Origin of the sequence: Plesiocystis pacifica SIR-1 (genome assembly GCF_000170895.1) — a bacterium.
In the GTDB taxonomy this organism is placed as follows: domain Bacteria; phylum Myxococcota_A; class Polyangia; order Nannocystales; family Nannocystaceae; genus Plesiocystis; species Plesiocystis pacifica.
On record NZ_ABCS01000058.1, the window covers coordinates 47,674 to 62,588 of the forward strand.

At 72.1% G+C, this 14,915-nt stretch carries 11 protein-coding genes; 8 read left to right on the plus strand and 3 right to left on the minus strand.

The annotated features are described in order from the left end of the window. Positions 1–49 precede the first annotated feature (49 nt). The 7 genes from PPSIR1_RS25565 (at position 50) to PPSIR1_RS25595 (ending at position 9,017) form a co-directional block, all read left to right on the plus strand. Positions 50–1,468, plus strand: coding sequence for a TolC family protein (locus PPSIR1_RS25565; protein ID WP_006974081.1), 1,419 nt, complete (start codon positions 50–52; stop codon positions 1,466–1,468). Between the two features lie 12 nt (positions 1,469–1,480). Further along, positions 1,481–2,701: an efflux RND transporter periplasmic adaptor subunit gene (locus PPSIR1_RS43805; protein ID WP_006974082.1), complete on the plus strand. Its 1,221-nt coding sequence runs from the start codon at positions 1,481–1,483 to the stop codon at positions 2,699–2,701. Further along, on the plus strand, positions 2,694–5,924 hold the full coding sequence (locus PPSIR1_RS25575; RefSeq protein ID WP_006974083.1) for an efflux RND transporter permease subunit: 3,231 nt from the start codon (positions 2,694–2,696) through the stop codon (positions 5,922–5,924). Before PPSIR1_RS43805 ends, PPSIR1_RS25575 begins: the two co-directional genes overlap by 8 nt. A gap of 50 nt (positions 5,925–5,974) precedes the next feature. Then, positions 5,975–6,541: a DUF4166 domain-containing protein gene (locus PPSIR1_RS25580; RefSeq protein WP_006974084.1), complete on the plus strand. Its 567-nt coding sequence runs from the start codon at positions 5,975–5,977 to the stop codon at positions 6,539–6,541. Beyond that, positions 6,538–7,068: a hypothetical protein gene (locus PPSIR1_RS25585; RefSeq protein WP_006974085.1), complete on the plus strand. Its 531-nt coding sequence runs from the start codon at positions 6,538–6,540 to the stop codon at positions 7,066–7,068. Before PPSIR1_RS25580 ends, PPSIR1_RS25585 begins: the two co-directional genes overlap by 4 nt. A 303-nt stretch (positions 7,069–7,371) precedes the next feature. Next, on the plus strand, positions 7,372–7,665 hold the full coding sequence (locus PPSIR1_RS25590; protein ID WP_157595972.1) for a hypothetical protein: 294 nt from the start codon (positions 7,372–7,374) through the stop codon (positions 7,663–7,665). Between the two features lie 140 nt (positions 7,666–7,805). Next, positions 7,806–9,017, plus strand: a complete 1,212-nt coding sequence (locus PPSIR1_RS25595) for a hypothetical protein (protein ID WP_157595973.1) — start codon at positions 7,806–7,808, stop codon at positions 9,015–9,017. Here the strand turns inward: PPSIR1_RS25595 and PPSIR1_RS25600 are convergent. The 3 genes from PPSIR1_RS25600 to PPSIR1_RS25610 form a co-directional block, all read right to left on the minus strand. Continuing rightward, positions 9,014–9,658 (minus strand): hypothetical protein, encoded by a 645-nt coding sequence (locus PPSIR1_RS25600; protein ID WP_045116732.1) that lies wholly within the window; start codon positions 9,656–9,658, stop codon positions 9,014–9,016. The two genes, PPSIR1_RS25595 and PPSIR1_RS25600, sit on opposite strands and share 4 nt — an antisense overlap. A 58-nt stretch (positions 9,659–9,716) precedes the next feature. Continuing rightward, complete coding sequence (locus tag PPSIR1_RS25605; RefSeq protein WP_006974089.1) at positions 9,717–11,882, minus strand: type VI secretion system Vgr family protein; 2,166 nt, start codon at positions 11,880–11,882, stop codon at positions 9,717–9,719. A 136-nt stretch (positions 11,883–12,018) separates the two neighbouring features. Continuing rightward, the gene (locus tag PPSIR1_RS25610) at positions 12,019–12,741 is read right to left on the minus strand and encodes a VOC family protein (protein WP_198154608.1); all 723 of its coding nucleotides are present in this window, start codon (positions 12,739–12,741) and stop codon (positions 12,019–12,021) included. Here PPSIR1_RS25610 and PPSIR1_RS25615 point away from each other — a divergent pair. Next, the coding region (locus PPSIR1_RS25615) for an AraC family transcriptional regulator ligand-binding domain-containing protein (RefSeq protein WP_006974091.1) at positions 12,703–14,915 on the plus strand (2,213 nt) is incomplete at its 3' end. The two genes, PPSIR1_RS25610 and PPSIR1_RS25615, sit on opposite strands and share 39 nt — an antisense overlap.

The following is a 14,915-nucleotide window of genomic DNA, read 5'->3' on the forward strand; positions in this document are numbered from 1 at the left end:
CCTTTTGATCGTTCAACTGCCGTAGTCGGCACCATTCAAGGAGGAGGCCATGGGCCTTCCGAGCACCGCACTCGTGGTGGTCGCCCTGACGGGCATGGCCATCGCACAGCCGAGCCTTGCCTCGAGCCCCGAAGGGCCCGGGGAACCCCAGCCCGATCGACCGACGCAGGCCGAGGCCCTGCGCCTCGAGCAAGGCAGCGCCCAGTGGTGGCAGGGCTTCGAGGACGCGCACCTCGACGCCCTCGTCGAGGCCGGGCTCAGCCAGAACCTCGACGTGCGCGCGGCCGAATTGCGCGTCGCCGAGTCCGAAGCGGCGATCACTCAACAGCGCGCGCCCCTGCTGCCGCGGGTCAGCTGGGACAGCACCATCAACCTCGGGCCGACGGCGAGCCTGGGCTTTCAGTTTGGCGGCCTGCCCAGCGGCGGAGACCCCAACGCCGAGCCCCCGCCCGACGTCTACTGGACGGGCTCGAGCGTGCTCAACGTGTCGCTCGAGCTCGACCTGACCGGGCGCCGCGTCCTCGACCTGCGAGCCAGCCGCGACGATCGCAGCGCGGCCCGGGCCGAGCACGCGTCGAGCCAGGTGACCATCGCCTCGTCGATCACCCAGGCCTACTACGACCTCGTCGCCGCCCGGGCCCGGCTGCGCGTGGTCGATGAACAAATCGCCACGGTCGAGGCCCTCGTCGAGCTGACCCAGCAGCGCCTCGCCGACGGCGGCGCCCGGGCGACGGACCTGCTCCAGCAGCGCCAGCAGCTCGCCTCGACCCAGACCCTGCGGCCCCAGGCCCAGGCCCAGGTCCGGGCCTTCTCGCAGCAGCTCGCCGTGCTCCTCGCCGAGTCCCCCGACACGCAGCACGAGAGCGCCGACGCCCTGCCCGAGCTGCTCCTGGCCGCGGGCGCCGAGGACGCCGAGCTCGCCCTCGACCGCCGCCCCGACATGGTCGCGGCCGAGCACCGGGTCCGCGCGGCCGAGCGCCGCGAGAAGGTCGCCCGCCGCGAGTTCGCCCCCAGCCTGAGCGTGTCCGCGAACGCGGGCATCCAGGCCTTTGCGATCAGCGAGGTCAGCGACCAGTGGTACTGGGGCGCCGGCGCCAGCTTGTCCGTGCCGATCTTTGCGGGCGGCCAGCGCATCGGGGCCCTGCGCCAGCGCGAGGCCCAGACCGCCAGCTCGCGCAACGAGGTCGCGCGCGTGCGCCTCGAGGCCCAGCGCCAGGTCGCCGACGCCCGCGCGGCCCAGGGCGAGCGCCTCGCCATCGTCGAGGCCTCCCTCGCCGAGCTCGAGGTCGCCGAGCAGACCTACCTCGCCCTGCGCGAGCGCTACTTCGAGGGTGACGCCGACGTGCTCAACCTGCTGTCCGCCCTGACCAGCCGCCAACAGGCCGAGCTCAACCTGATCACCGCGCGGCGAGACCTGATCACCGCGCACATCGACCTCCAGCGGGCCCTCGCCCCAGCCACCACCTAGGAGAACCGCGCCATGCACAAGCTCCTCACCCACCTCGTCCTCCCCCTGACCCTCGTCGCCGGCAGCGTCGCCGCGGCCGTCGTGCTGATCGAGGGCCCCGAGGACGCCCACGCCCGGGCGCCCGAGAGCCAACCACCGCTGGTTCGCGTCGACACCCTCCGCGTCGCCGAGCACCGCACCCGCGTCGAGGCCAACGGCGTCGCCGAGGCCACCCGCGCCCTGACCCTCGTGCCCGAGGTCGGGGGCAAGGTCGTGTTCGTGGCCGAGCAGCTCGACGAGGGCGGGCGCGTGCGCGAGGGCGAGGTGCTGGTCCGCATCGAGGCCCGCGCCTACACCATCGCGCTGAACCAGGCCAAGGCCGAGCTCGCCCAGGCCGAGGCCGAGCTCGAGCTCGAGCGCGGCCGGGGCCGCTCGGCCAAGCGCGAGTGGGAGCGCTACGGGGGCGGCGACCAAGACGAGTCTGGGCGCCTGGCCAGCCGCGGGCCCCAGCTCGCGTCCGCCGAGGCCATGGTCGACCTGCGCAAGGCCGCCGTCGAGCGGGCCAAGCTCGACCTGCGCCGCACGGCCATCCGCGCCCCCTTCGACGCCCTCGTGACCTCTGAGCAGGTCGAGGCCGGGCAGGTCGTCAGCCAGGGCAGCCAGCTCGCCTCCCTCGTCGCCGCCGACGAGCTGTGGGTCCGCGCCCCCCTGCGCATCGACGCCCTCGACGCCCTCGACCTCGCCGCCGAGCGCGAGGACGGCGAGGGCAGCCCGATCCACATGCAGCTGCCCACCGGCCGCGGCGGCACCGTGAGCGTGACCGGCGAAGCCCTGCGCCTGGGCGCAAACATCGACACGGACACGCGCAAGGCCGAGCTGATCATCCGCGTGGTCCGGGAGCCCGAGACCAGCGCGGCCCTGCTGCCCGGCGCCTTCGTGACCCTCGCCTTCGAGTCGCCCCGACCGACCCGCGCCCTGCAGTTCCCCCGCGACGCCCTCGTCGAGGGCCGCCGGGTGTGGCTCGTCGACGAGGACGAGCGCCTGCGCCGGCTCGACCTCGACATCGCGTGGACCGACGCGGACTCGATCTTCGTGCGCCCCGAGAGCCTGAGCGCCGAGTGGGCCGAGGCCGCCGAACAGCGCGGCCTACAGGTCGTCCGCCGGCCCTCCCCCGCCGCCCTCGAGGGCATGCAAGTCCGGACCGAGACCGACGCCGACGCCGACGCCGACGAGCCGGAGGCCGACCATGACTGAGCCCAACGACCTCGCCAGCGGGCAAGCCCAAGAACTGGGCAGCGGCCCCCTCGCGTGGATGGTCCGCAACAACGTCGCCGCCAACTTGCTCATGCTCGTGCTCATCGTCGCGGGCGGCCTGGGCATCCTCAGCGCCAAGCAGGAGGTGTTCCCCGAGTTCGACCTCGACCAGGTCAACGTCACCGTCGCCTACCCCGGCGCCAGCCCGGGGGAGGTCGAGCAGAGCATCATCCTCGCCGTCGAGGAGAAGGTCCGGGGCATCGACGGGGTCAAGCGCGTCGACTCGACGGCCCGGGAGGGCAGCGGCACCGTGGCCGTGTCCCTGCTCCTCGACGCCAACCCCCAGGAGGTCCTCGCCGACGTCAAGAACGAGGTCGACCGGGTCACCACCTTCCCCGTCGAGGCCGAGGAGCCCGTGGTCAGCCTGGCCAAGCGCCGCAGCCAGGTCGTCAGCCTGATCCTGTCCGGCGACCACGAGCTCCAGGACCTCCACGCCATCGCCGAGGACGCGCGCATGCGCCTGCTCCAGCACGAGGACATCACCCAGGTCGAGCTCGAGGGCGTGCCAGCCCTCGAGCTGTCCGTGGAGGTCCCCCGCGCCGAGCTCGAGCGCTACGGCCTGACCCTCGACGAGGTCGCCCGCGAGATCGGCAGCGCCAGCCTCGAGCTGCCCGCTGGCGCCCTCGAGTCCGACAGCGGGGAGATCCGCGTGCGCGTCAGCGACCGCCGCTCCACCGGCCAGGCCATCTCCGAGCTCATCCTCCGCGGCACCCGGGGCGGCGGCGAGCTGCGCCTGGGCGACATCGCGACCATCACCGACGGCTACGAGGACAGCAAGCAGTACTCGCTCTACAACGGCAAGCCCGCCGTGCGCGTCACGGCCTACCGCACCGGCGACGAGACGCCCACGGCCGTGGCCGCGGCCGTCCGAGAGACCGCCGAAGGGCTGCGCGCACAGCTGCCCCCCGAGGTCGAGGTCAGCGTGTGGCAGGACGACAGCGAGGTCCTCGACGACCGCATCAGCTTGCTGACCAAGAACGCGGGCATGGGCCTGCTCCTGGTCCTGCTCGTGCTCGCCCTCTTCCTCGACCTGCGCCTGGCCTTTTGGGTGTCCCTGGGCATCCCCATCTCCTTCATGGGCGCCTTCGTGGTCCTCGGCGGCACGGACCTGTCGATCAACATGATCACCTTGTTCGCCTTCATCGTGACCCTGGGCATGGTCGTCGACGACGCCATCGTGGTCGGCGAGCGGACCCACGCCTACCGCCAGGAGGGCCACGCCCCGATGGCCGCGGCGATCCTCGCCGCCCGCGACATGGCCGGGCCGATCACCTTCGCCATCCTCACGACCATCGCCGCGTTCATGCCCATGCTCTTCGTCCCCGGGACCATGGGCAAGGTGTTCGAGATGATCCCCATGGTGGTCATCGCGGTGCTGATCATCTCGCTGATCGAGAGCTTCTTCATCCTCCCTGCCCACCTCGCCCACACCCCCGACGCCCGCGGCGAGAGCAGCCGCCTGCCCCGGCGCGGCATCGTCGGCGTGTTCGGCAAGCTCCAAGACGGCGTCGCCTCGGGCCTCGCGACCTTCATCGCCAAGGTCTACACCCCCGTCGTCAAAGCCTTCATGCGCCTGCGCTACCTGGCCATGGCCGGGGCCCTGTCCGTGCTCGTGCTGACCGTCGCCTTCGTGGCCTCGGGCGCCGTACCCTTCAACTTCTTCCCGCAGATCGAGGGCGACCTGGTCACCGTGCAAGTCCGGCTGCCCTACGGCGTGGCCCTGGCCCGCACCGAGGCCGTCGGCGAACAGCTGCAGGCGAGCCTCGGGCAGACCATCGACGAGTTCGGGGGCGAGGCCAAGGTCCGCGGGGTCTACACCCGCGTGGGCCAGAGCGCCCCCGGGGCCGGGCCTGGGGCGGTCGAGGCCGAGTCCGGCAGTCACCTCATCGCCTTCGAGGTCGCCCTCGTGCCCTCGGGCGAGCGCGACTTCACGGCCGAGCAATTCCTCGACGACTGGCGCACGCGCACCGGCGAGCTCCACGAGGTTGAGTCGATCCGCTTCACCGCCGCGTCCGGGCCCGGGGCGGGCGACGCCGTCGCCATCCAGGTGCTCAGCGCCGACGAGCAGGCCCTCGCGGCCGTCGCCGGCGAGCTCACCGAGACCCTGTCGAGCTACGCCGAGCTGACCAACATCGAAAACGGCTACGTCAGCGGCAAGCCCCAGCTCGACTTCCGCCTGAGCGACGAGGCCAGGGGCCTGGGCTTCTCGGCCGAGATGGTCGCGGCCCAGCTGCGCGCGGCCTTCTACGGCGCCGAGGCGGTCCGTGAGCAGCGCGGGCGCAACGAGCTCAAGATCATGACGCGCCTGCCCGAGGACGAGCGCCGCACCGAGCACGACCTCGAGGCCTTGATGATCCGCAGCCCGGCCGGGGAGTTCGTCCCCCTCGGGCGCCTCGTCGACCTCGAGCGCGGCCTCGCCCCGACCTCCATCGAGCGCGAGGACGGCCGCCGCAAGGTCGTCGTGTCCGCCGAGCTCGCCCCCGGCGTGCCCAGCCCCCGGCCCGTGCTCGAGGCCCTCGACGAGGGCGTGTTCGACGACCTGCGCGCGCGCTACCCCGAGCTCGATATCGAGATGGTCGGCGCCCAGCGAGAGCAGCGCGAGACCTTCGCCGCCCTCGGCCGCGGCTACCTCCTCGCCCTCCTGCTCATCTACGCCCTGCTGGCCATCCCCTTCCGCAGCTACGTCCAGCCGGTGATCATCATGATGGTCATCCCCTTCGGCTTCGTGGGCGCCATCGCAGGCCACGCGCTGATGGGCTACGGGCTGTCGCTGATGAGCATGTTCGGGCTCATCGCCCTGTCCGGCGTCGTCGTCAATGACTCGCTGGTGCTCATCGACGCGACCAACAAGGCCCGGCTCGCGGACCCATCGCTCTCGGCCTTCGACGCCGTCCTCGGCGGCGGCATCCAGCGCTTTCGGCCCATCTTGCTGACCAGCCTGACCACCTTCTTCGGCCTCGTGCCGATGCTGGCCGAGACGTCCATGCAGGCGCGCTTTCTGATCCCCATGGCGATCAGCCTGGCCTTCGGCGTGCTCGCGGCGACCGTGGTCGTGCTGCTGCTCGTGCCCTCGCTCTACCTCATCGTCGAGGACGCCATCGCCCTGGTCTCGCGGCGGGGGCCCGAGCCCGAGCCCAAGCCCGAGCCCGAGCCCGAGAGCTGAGCTGGGCGCTTCCCGTGCACGCCCGGCCGTGTTAGGGCCATGGGCGTCGCATGTCGCCCTCGCTGTACGCCGCCGTCCTCGGCGACCGCTTCGCGGAGCTCGGCCCGACCTTGCGCGGCTTCCATAGCCAGCGCGAGGGCGGCCGCGCCCGCGGCGAGGTCCGCGTGACCCACGGCGCGAGCGCCCTCGCCCGCGTGGCTGCTTGGCTGATGCGCGCGCCCAAGGCCGGCGCGGGCGTGGACGTCCAGCTCGCGGTCCACGTCGACTCCGGCCGCGCCCTCGAGCGCTGGGACCGGAGCTTCGACGGCCACGCCCTGCGCACCCGGCAGTGGCGCGCGGGGCCCCACCTCGTCGAGGCCGTGGGTCCGATCTACCTGCACTTCGACCTGCGCGTGGACGGGGGCGCGATGACCTTCGAGCACCGGCGCACGAGCGTGCTCGGCCTGCCCCTGCCCCGCGCCCTCTCCCCCCGCGTCACCGCCCAGGTCGCGGACTCCGAGGCCCGAGACGGTCAGTGGCTCGTCGACGTGCGCATCGCCCTGCCCCTCGTCGGCCTCGTCGTCCGCTACGCGGGCGCCATGGATACCCTGGACCCCCCAGCTGCGGAGCCCCCGTGACCGCGCCCAGGAAGCTGCTGAGCAAGCGCGCGCGCAAGTGGACCTTGTGGGTCCACATCCTCGCGTCGATGCTGTGGCTCGGGGCCGCCGTGGCGATGATGGTCCTGAGCTTCGCCCGCCCCTCCCAGGCCCAGGGCGACGCGGCCTTTCACGCCTTTTGCCTGGCGGTCAAGCTCGTCGACGACTTCGTGATCATCGGCAGCTGCGGCCTGTCAGCCCTCTCGGGCCTGCTGTTGTCCTGGAAGACCCCGTGGGGCTTCTTTCGCTACTGGTGGGTCGCCGTCAAGATCGTGCTCACGGCCCTCTTGCTGACCGTCGGCGCGTCGGTCATCGGGCCGTGGATCAACGAGCTCGAGGCCCTCGCGCGGGACCACGGCGCGGCCGCCTCGGCCACGCCGCGCTTTGCCTTCATCGACGTCGGCGTGGGCATCCTCGGGGTCACGCAAATTCTCATCCTGGGCTTCGTGCTCCACGCCTCGGTCCAAAAGCCGTGGGGCAAGCGCGAGCCCCGGCCCACGGCTAGCTGAACAGCCGCGCGAAGGTGCGTCCGGGGTCTCCAGTTTTGCAAAGACTCGACAGCGAGTTTCATGGTGCGCGAGCGAGCATGTGCGGCGAGCGGATCCGCGTCGCCTGCTGCCGCGGGCCCTCGAAGGTCCGGACCCGCCACCTTCAAAGACTCCTGACCCAGACACGGCCGCTCTCGGCGAGCCAGCGCGCGTCCTTGATCCGCGGGCTGTGGGACGAGAGCTCGAGCGCGCGCGGCCAGCTTCGAGCTTGCCCAGCGCCTCGGCCCGGACGCGAGCGTTCTGCTCGACGATCTCCTGTGGTTCTTGCGGCCCCCCGTGCGCCCCAAGGACCCGCGCCCCGAGTCCGCGCTCCGGACCCTCGCGGCGATCGGTCCTGCCAGCGCCCCCGCCCTTCGCAAGGTCCTGTTCAAACCCGCCGCCGTCCGGGTCAACAACACGCGCCGCGAGGCCTTCATGGACTGGCTCGCGGTCCTGGGGCCCGCGGCCGCGCCCGCCCGGCGCCACGTCGACGCGACCCTCGCCGAGGCCCCCGGATCCACCCCCGAGAGCCTCCGAGCCGCGGCCCTTCGCGCCCGCGAAGCCCTCGACGAGCTGTAAGCAGGCTGACATCGGGGGAGTCTTCGCCCTCGCCGAGGGGAACCCCGCCGTCGAGCGAGCGAGCACGCGACGAACCTCCCCGATCGAAACCGGGGTTGCCCTGCTGGAGACGTGCAGTCGGGCGCGCTTGACTGATCACGATGCGAAGCTCCACTGCGACACTGTCGACCTTACTGTCCGTTTCATGCGCCTGCCAGGCCGGGGCCGTCGAGTCCGCGACCGCGCAGCCAGCCGAGCGAGAGGCAACCGCGGCGGAGCCGAGCGTCAGCCAGCGCGAGCTCGAGACCCGCTTCATGCTCGCCCTGAGCCTGTTCGAGCGGGGCGCCTACGAGGACGCGGCCCAGGGCTTCGCCCAGCTCCTGCTCGACCTGCCCCAGGACGCCTCCGCCGACGACCTGCGCCACCTGCTCATCCAACACGTCGCCTGGGCGCGCATCGGCAGCTACGACGTCGGCGGCGACGCGAGCACCCTCGACGAGGGCGAGGACATGCTCGAGCGCTACCTGGTCCGACACGAGCGCCTGCTGCCCGACGCGGCCGGTGAGCGCGAGTCGATCTACGCCTTGCTCGCGGAGTTCCAGCTGCGCCGCGACCAGGAGCAGCCCCGCAACGTGCACGACGAGCTCAGCGCGCTGACCCGCGAGACCGCCGACGCCATCGCCGGCCAGCGCGCGAGCGCGGCCCGCTCCCGCCCCGACGCCCCGGTCTGGGAGATCGAGGTCGACACCATCCCCTGGGCCCGCCTCGACGACCCCAAGGTGATGCGCAACCTCCGGTCCTCACGCTACGTCGGCGTGTCCCTGTTCAACGATCCCGGCGAGCCCTTCAACCCGACCCGCGTGCTCGTGCGCGGCTGGGTCTCCAAGGGCCAGCTGCAGGCCGTCGGGCGCGAGACCGTCGCCGCCTTGCGGCGCTCTCGCCCGGCCCTCGAGGCCTGCTACGAGAACGCCCTCGGGCGGGGCCAGGCCGGCGAGCTCGAGCGCGTCGCCCTCGACCTGCGCTGGGCTGACGGGGACCTCGACGCCACGGAGTTCGCCGAGCAGGCCAACTTCGACGCGCCCGGCCAGGACTGCCTCGTCGCCGCGCTGCGCGAAGCTGGGGCCGCCGACGCGTCCGGGTCCGCCGACGGGGAGGCCCGGCTGCAGCTGAGCTTCTTCATTCAGCCCCAGCGCAGGCCTGGACGCGGCGACATGGACTACAGCTACTTCGGCCAGTGGGCGCCGCTCGACACCGGCGACATCAACTACGGCGCGCAGATCGAGGGGGTCCACGTCAGCCCGTGGTTCAACGCCGATCGGGCCCGGCGCCGCGGCTCGGGCCAGCCCCTGCGGCCCTTCCCCTACAGCCTCTAGAGGCTGCATGGGGTCGAGCAGGCCTCGAGCACGCACAGCGCCAAGGCCCCCGCCTCGGTGTCGCCGAGCTCGGGCTGCCCGCAGTCCACCATGCACGCGACCACCGTGCCCCCTTCGCCCACGCACTGCACGAAGCAGCTGCACTTGGTCGGCTGGGAGCACAGCTCGTAGTACTCGCAACACTCGGCCGCGGCGCACTCCTGACACTCGTCCTCGGCCACGAGCGGAACACAGGCCGTGTTCCCGGTGTCGAGGTCGAAGCCCTCGTCGAGGGGGAGGCCCTCGCCAGTGTCGAGGGGGCCCTCGCTGGTGTCGACGAGGCCCTCCTCGGAGCTGCCCCCCTCCTCCGTCGAGGTCGAGCCCTGTTCTTCGCTGGAGCCCTCCGAACCCGTGCCCGTCGACGATGAGCCAGTCGAGCTCTCCTCCGTCGACGTGGTCGCCTCGGCGCCCGAGCTGTCCGTCGAGCTCGATCCGCCCTGCTCCCCCTGCTCGCCGCTTTCGGTCTCCGTTGGGGTCTCCGTCCCCGCGCCCCCCTCGTCCGCCCCGTCCTCGCCGCGCGCGAAGTCGGGGTTGAACTGATGGCAGCCCAGCGTCGCCGCCGCCACGACCAGGACCCACCCACGACCATCAACGCGCGCCATTTCTCGATCATTGCGCACACCCACAAAAACCGCAACCGTCCTGTGGTTGAGGACCTAGCTAGTTGTCCGCGACGCTCTGGCCTTTGACCGATACGTTGCCCGAGCCTTTGATCTTGATATCGCTACCCTTGATGGTGACCTTGCCGTCCTCGCTCAAGGTCAACGACGCGTCGCCGCAGCGCAGGGTGAGCTTCTTGGCGGCCTCGACGATGAGCTTCTCCTCGCCCTTGACCGTCATCCGATCGCCCGCCTCGAGGCGGAGCTTGCCGTCGCTCGACAAGCTCAGGTCGGCGGAGGTGGCGAGGGTGGCGCTGCTGGCCTGGACGCCGTGGTCCCCGGTGATCGTCGTGGTCGCGTCCCCGCCCACGTCGAGGGTGTAGTGGCTGCCGACGCTGGTGTGCATCTCGGCGCTGACCGACTGCTCGATGTCCTCGCCCACGCGCAGGCGCAGGTCCTTGGCGATGTCCCAGATGACGTTCCCGCCCACGCGCAGGTTGTTCTCGCCGCCCACGCTGACGCTCTGGTCCCGGCCGACGGTGAGCGAGTGGTGGACCCCCACGCTGCCCTCGAGGTTGACCCCGACGACGAAGCGCTCGTTGACCCCGACGGCCTTGGTGCGCTCCCGGACCACCGTCAGCTGCTCGTCCCGGCCGACCTGCTGGCGCTTGTCGTTCTCGATCTCGATGGACCAGTCGCGCTCGCCGTGGAGGTAAATTTCCTCGGCCCCGGCGGCGTCCTCGAAGCGCAGCTCGTTGAAGCCCGCGCCGCCGGGGGAGGAGTCCGTGCGCCACCCGCTCTGGGTCTTGCGCTGGGGCAGGAGGAAGGGGGTCGGGCGCTCGCTGTTGTAGACGCAGCCCGTGACCAGGGGGCGGTCCGGGTTGCCCTCGAGGAACTCGACCACGACCTCCATGCCGACCCGGGGGATGAACTGGGCCCCCCAGCCGACCCCCGCCCACTGCTGCGCGCAGCGGATCCAGCACGAGGCCTCGGCGTCGTAGTCGGCCTGCTCCTCCCAGTAGAACTGGACCTTGACCCGCCCGTGCTCGTCGGTGTGGATCTCCTCGCTCGCGGGGCCGGTGACGATCGCCGTCTGCGGGCCGAATTCCCGGGGCTTGGGCGTCTTGGCCACCGGTCGGTGGGGCAGCTCGTAGGGCACGCACTCGAAGCGGTTGGCGTAGGTCGCCGTCGGTCCTTCGCGCGGCTCCTCGCGAGACTCCCCGCCGCGGTGCTCGACGCGGGTGATCAGGTACTCCACCTCGAAGTCGTGGTGCGCGTCGTCGCGGAGCACGAAGCGCAGCCCCGGGCGCATGGCGGTCGCGTTGCCGTGCCCGCGCAGCACCCGGGCGCCGAGGCCCTCGGCCGCGTGGCGATCGTCGATGCGCTCGCGCAGGTCGTCGACGATGAAGCGGCGCTGGCCGTGGTCGAAGCGCCGGCGCTCGCGGCCGTGGTCGTCGGCCTCGCCGACGCTCGCCGAGACCAGCTGGGGCTGCGTCAACCAGTCGAAGTCCCGGCGCAGCACCCCCGTGCTGGTCATCGCCGCGCTCCACTCGAAGCCCTGGATCGACTCGACGTCGGCCTCCCCCGGGTTGCTGAGGATCACCGGGAGCTCGCTGCCGTGGCCAAAGTTGTCGAGCTCGCCGTACTGGGCGTTGTCGTCGCGCAGGACCACGGTCTCGCGCTGGCTCTCGGCGTCGTGCTCGAAGGCGTAGCAGATCCCCTCCTCTTCGAGGAGGCGCGAGACGAAGGCGAAGTCCGACTCGCGGTACTGCACGCAGTAGTCCCGGCGCTCGTCGCCGCGCTGGGTCTCGCCCAGGTCGAGCTCGCGGCCGTACTCGCCCAAGCCCTCACCCAGGACCTGTCCGACGATCTCGCGGACGCTGTGGTTTTGCCAGATCCGCGAGTTCACCCGCTGGTCCAGGATGCCCAGCGCCGACGCGATGTGAAAGCGCAGGTGTAGCTCGCCCCGCTCGAAGGCCAGGTAGTCCACGCGCGAGACCACCCCGCACAAGGCCTGCGCCTGCGCCCCGCGGGCGATGAGCAGCGCGGCCGAGCGGCCCAGGCAAGACTCGACCTCGGGGTACTCGATGGCGGCGACGGCCTCGACCGTCGCCGTGTAGGGGTGGTCGAGGGCCTCGGTGATCGAGAAGGACAGGACCTGCCAGGCGGCGTCGATGCCCCCGGACAGGGTCAGCACGTAGCGGAGGGGGGGGAGTCGGGCGTACATGGGCGGGACCTCGGGGGGTCCGGAGAACGACCCGAGCGCGGGCGCAGCTCCACGAGACGCGCTCGGACGGGTCGCGCCAGGAGACTCTACCGCAGGTCGTGCCCGAGCCCCCCGCCTCGGGGCCCAAGCCCGCGAGTCAGGCCGAGGTCTGCTTCTCCGCTTGCCACGCGTCGAGGATCCCGCGGGCGTCGTTGCGCTCGGGGTCCATCACTTCATCGTGCTCGTCCTTCTTGGTGGTGAGCTCGACGACGTAGCCGTTGGGGTCACGAAAATAGATCGACGTCAACGCCTCGAGCTCCGCGGGGCCGTGAAACTCGAGGCCGACGGCCTTGGCCTTGATCTGGATCGCCTTCATCGCCAGCGCGCCGACCTCGAGGGCGATGTGCAGATCCGAGGGATCCTGCTCCGTGAATTCGAATTCGACCTCCGGTAGCTCAAAGAAGGCGAGGTAAGACCCGTCACGCATCTGAAAGAAGATATGCAAGAGCGGCGTCTCGACGCCCGCCTCGGTCCGATCGCGCCGCAGCGAGCACGCGAGCGGCAAGCCGAGAAAATCCTCGTAAAAGGCGCGCGTCTCCTCGGCGTCCCGGCAACGGTTGGCGCTGTGGTGGAGCCCCTTGATGGGGATCAGGCTGTCTTTGAGCTGTTCGAGCTGTTTGCGTACCACCTGCAGACACTGACCCGGAGAGGCGGCCCCGTCATTGGCAGCAGGCGCCAACTTCTGCTCGTCTGATAGGATTGGGGTCGACGAGGCCCCATGCGCGACTCGAAGCTCGCAGACAACGTTTACGTGGGGGAGTCCGTAGTTGACGGTACGATCATGGCCGCGATCACGGCCCGGCTGATCGAGCACGGCCACGCGGCCAACGTTCCGCTCCCGGACCTGCTCGCCGAGGTCGGCTGGTCTGAGGCCCGGCCCCCGAGCCCAGACACCCGCGTCCCCTTCCCCGCGCACTGGGGCGTGTGGCGACGGATCCACGAGCGCGGAGTCGCCGGCGACTTCGGCCTCGGCTTTGGAGACGGCTTCGAGCTGAGCCGGCTCGGAGTCCTCGGCATGCTCATGACCCACAGCGCGACGGTCGAGGACGCCATGATGCAGCAGACCCGCTTCCAGCGCCTGCTCCTCGACACCCCCTTCAAGGTGACGCGGCTCGAGCCCGACAAGCTCGTCGTCGAGCACCCGCCCCTGGCGATCGCCATGCAGCTGCCGCACATGATCGTCGCGGGCCTCGCCTACTGGATGCGGCTGCTCCGAGAGCTGACCGGCGCGCGCGTGGACGCCCTCGCCGTGGAGCTGCCTCACCCGCCGCTGGCCGAGCCCGAACGCTACCGCGCGAGCTTCGGCGTGGTCCCGACATTTGACGCGCCGCGGATCTCGCTGGAGGTCGACCGGCGCTGGTGGAGCGCCCCCGTGCGCGCCCAGCCGACTGGGCTCGAGACTTACCTCGAGACGCGCTCGCGCGCGCTGTTGCGGCAGCTCCCGACGCGCGGCGAGCAGCTCGACGTCGTCCGCGAGTACATCGTCGACGAGCTCCGTCACTGCCGCCGGCCGACGCTCGGCGCCGCGGCCCAGCGCGTCTGCGCGAGCACCCGCACGCTCCAGCGCAAGCTGCAGGCTGTCAGCATGAGCTTCGACGCCCTGCTCGACGAGGCCCGGCGGTGCCTGTCGATCGAGTACCTCGGTGACGATCGCCTGACGATCGGAGAGGTCGCCGTGGTCCTGGGCTACTCCGAACCGGCGACCTTCTATCGCGCCTTCAAGCGCTGGACAGGGGATGCCGCCGGGGGCCTACCGAGCGAGCCGCCCGGCCTGATGGCGCAGCGAGCGATGGCCGCTCTCATCTGGGACATCCAAGCGCAGCACCTCGACGAGGTCGAGTTTCTATTGGAGGCCCACGCCCGCGCCATGGCCTCGCCCAAGTACACCCTGGCGATGGTCGAGGCCGGCCTCGAGCGCCGCCTCCTCGCCCACGTCGACGGCCTGCGCGTCGGGGGCGAGGCCGCGCTCGCCAAGCTCCTGCTCCCGGCCCTCGCCGAGGGCGAGGTCGAGGATGACCACGAGCGGGCCGCGGCCGCGGCCTTCGTGATCCTCGAGAGCGCGGACGAGCCCGCCTGCGCCCGGGTCCTCGACGCCCTCGACGCGGCCTGCGTCCGGGGAGACCGGCGCGCCCGCGAGGGGCTGCGCGCGGCCCTGGGGCGGACCCGTCGGCGGGGCCTGGCGCCGTGGCTGGGGCGCGGCCTCGGGGGCCTCGACGCGGCGGTCGTGGCCGGTCGGATCGGCGCCCTCGCGGACCGCGGCGCCGATCCGGGGGCCGCCCTCGAGGCCTGGCTGGACCGCACCGACCCCGCGCTGTCCCTCGCCCTCGCCGAGCTCGCCCGCTTCGTCCGCGACTCGAGCCGGCGGGCCGCCCTCGCGCCCGCGCTGACTCGATGGATGGGAGACGCGAACCCCGAGCTGCGCCGCGCGGCGATCGACTGCGGGCTCATCCACGGCCTGCCGGGGGCCTGGCCCGCGCTCGTCGCCGAGGCCCGGGCCTCCCCCTCGCGCTGGGCCCTCGACTGGCTCGCCCGCCTCGGCGACGCGAGCGTGCACGCCTGGCTCGTGGCCCAGCTCCGCGAGCGCCCCGGCCCCGCCACGCTGTGGGCCGCCGGCTCGAGCGGCCGACCCCGCGCGCTCGAGGCCGCGCTCGAGCCCCGGCTCCTCGAGCACCCGAGCCTGGGCCGCCTCGCCGGCGAGGTCGCGTGCCGGATCGCCGGCGCCCCCGTCGAGGACGACGCGCTGTGGCTGGACCGCGGTCGACGACCCAGCGACGACCCCGAGCGGACCCTCCCCGCCCTCGAAGACGACGCCCTCGAGGCCGAGCTGGTCCCCCACGAGGACCTCGCCGTGCGCCTCCCCGACCCCGAGGCCCTCCGCTCTTGGTGGGCCCAGCGGCGCGACGCCTTCGACCCCAGCCAGCGCTACTGCTGGGGTCGGCCCTTCGCCCTCCCGGCCGTGCGCGCGGCCCTGGACGAGGCGCCGCTGCGCCACCG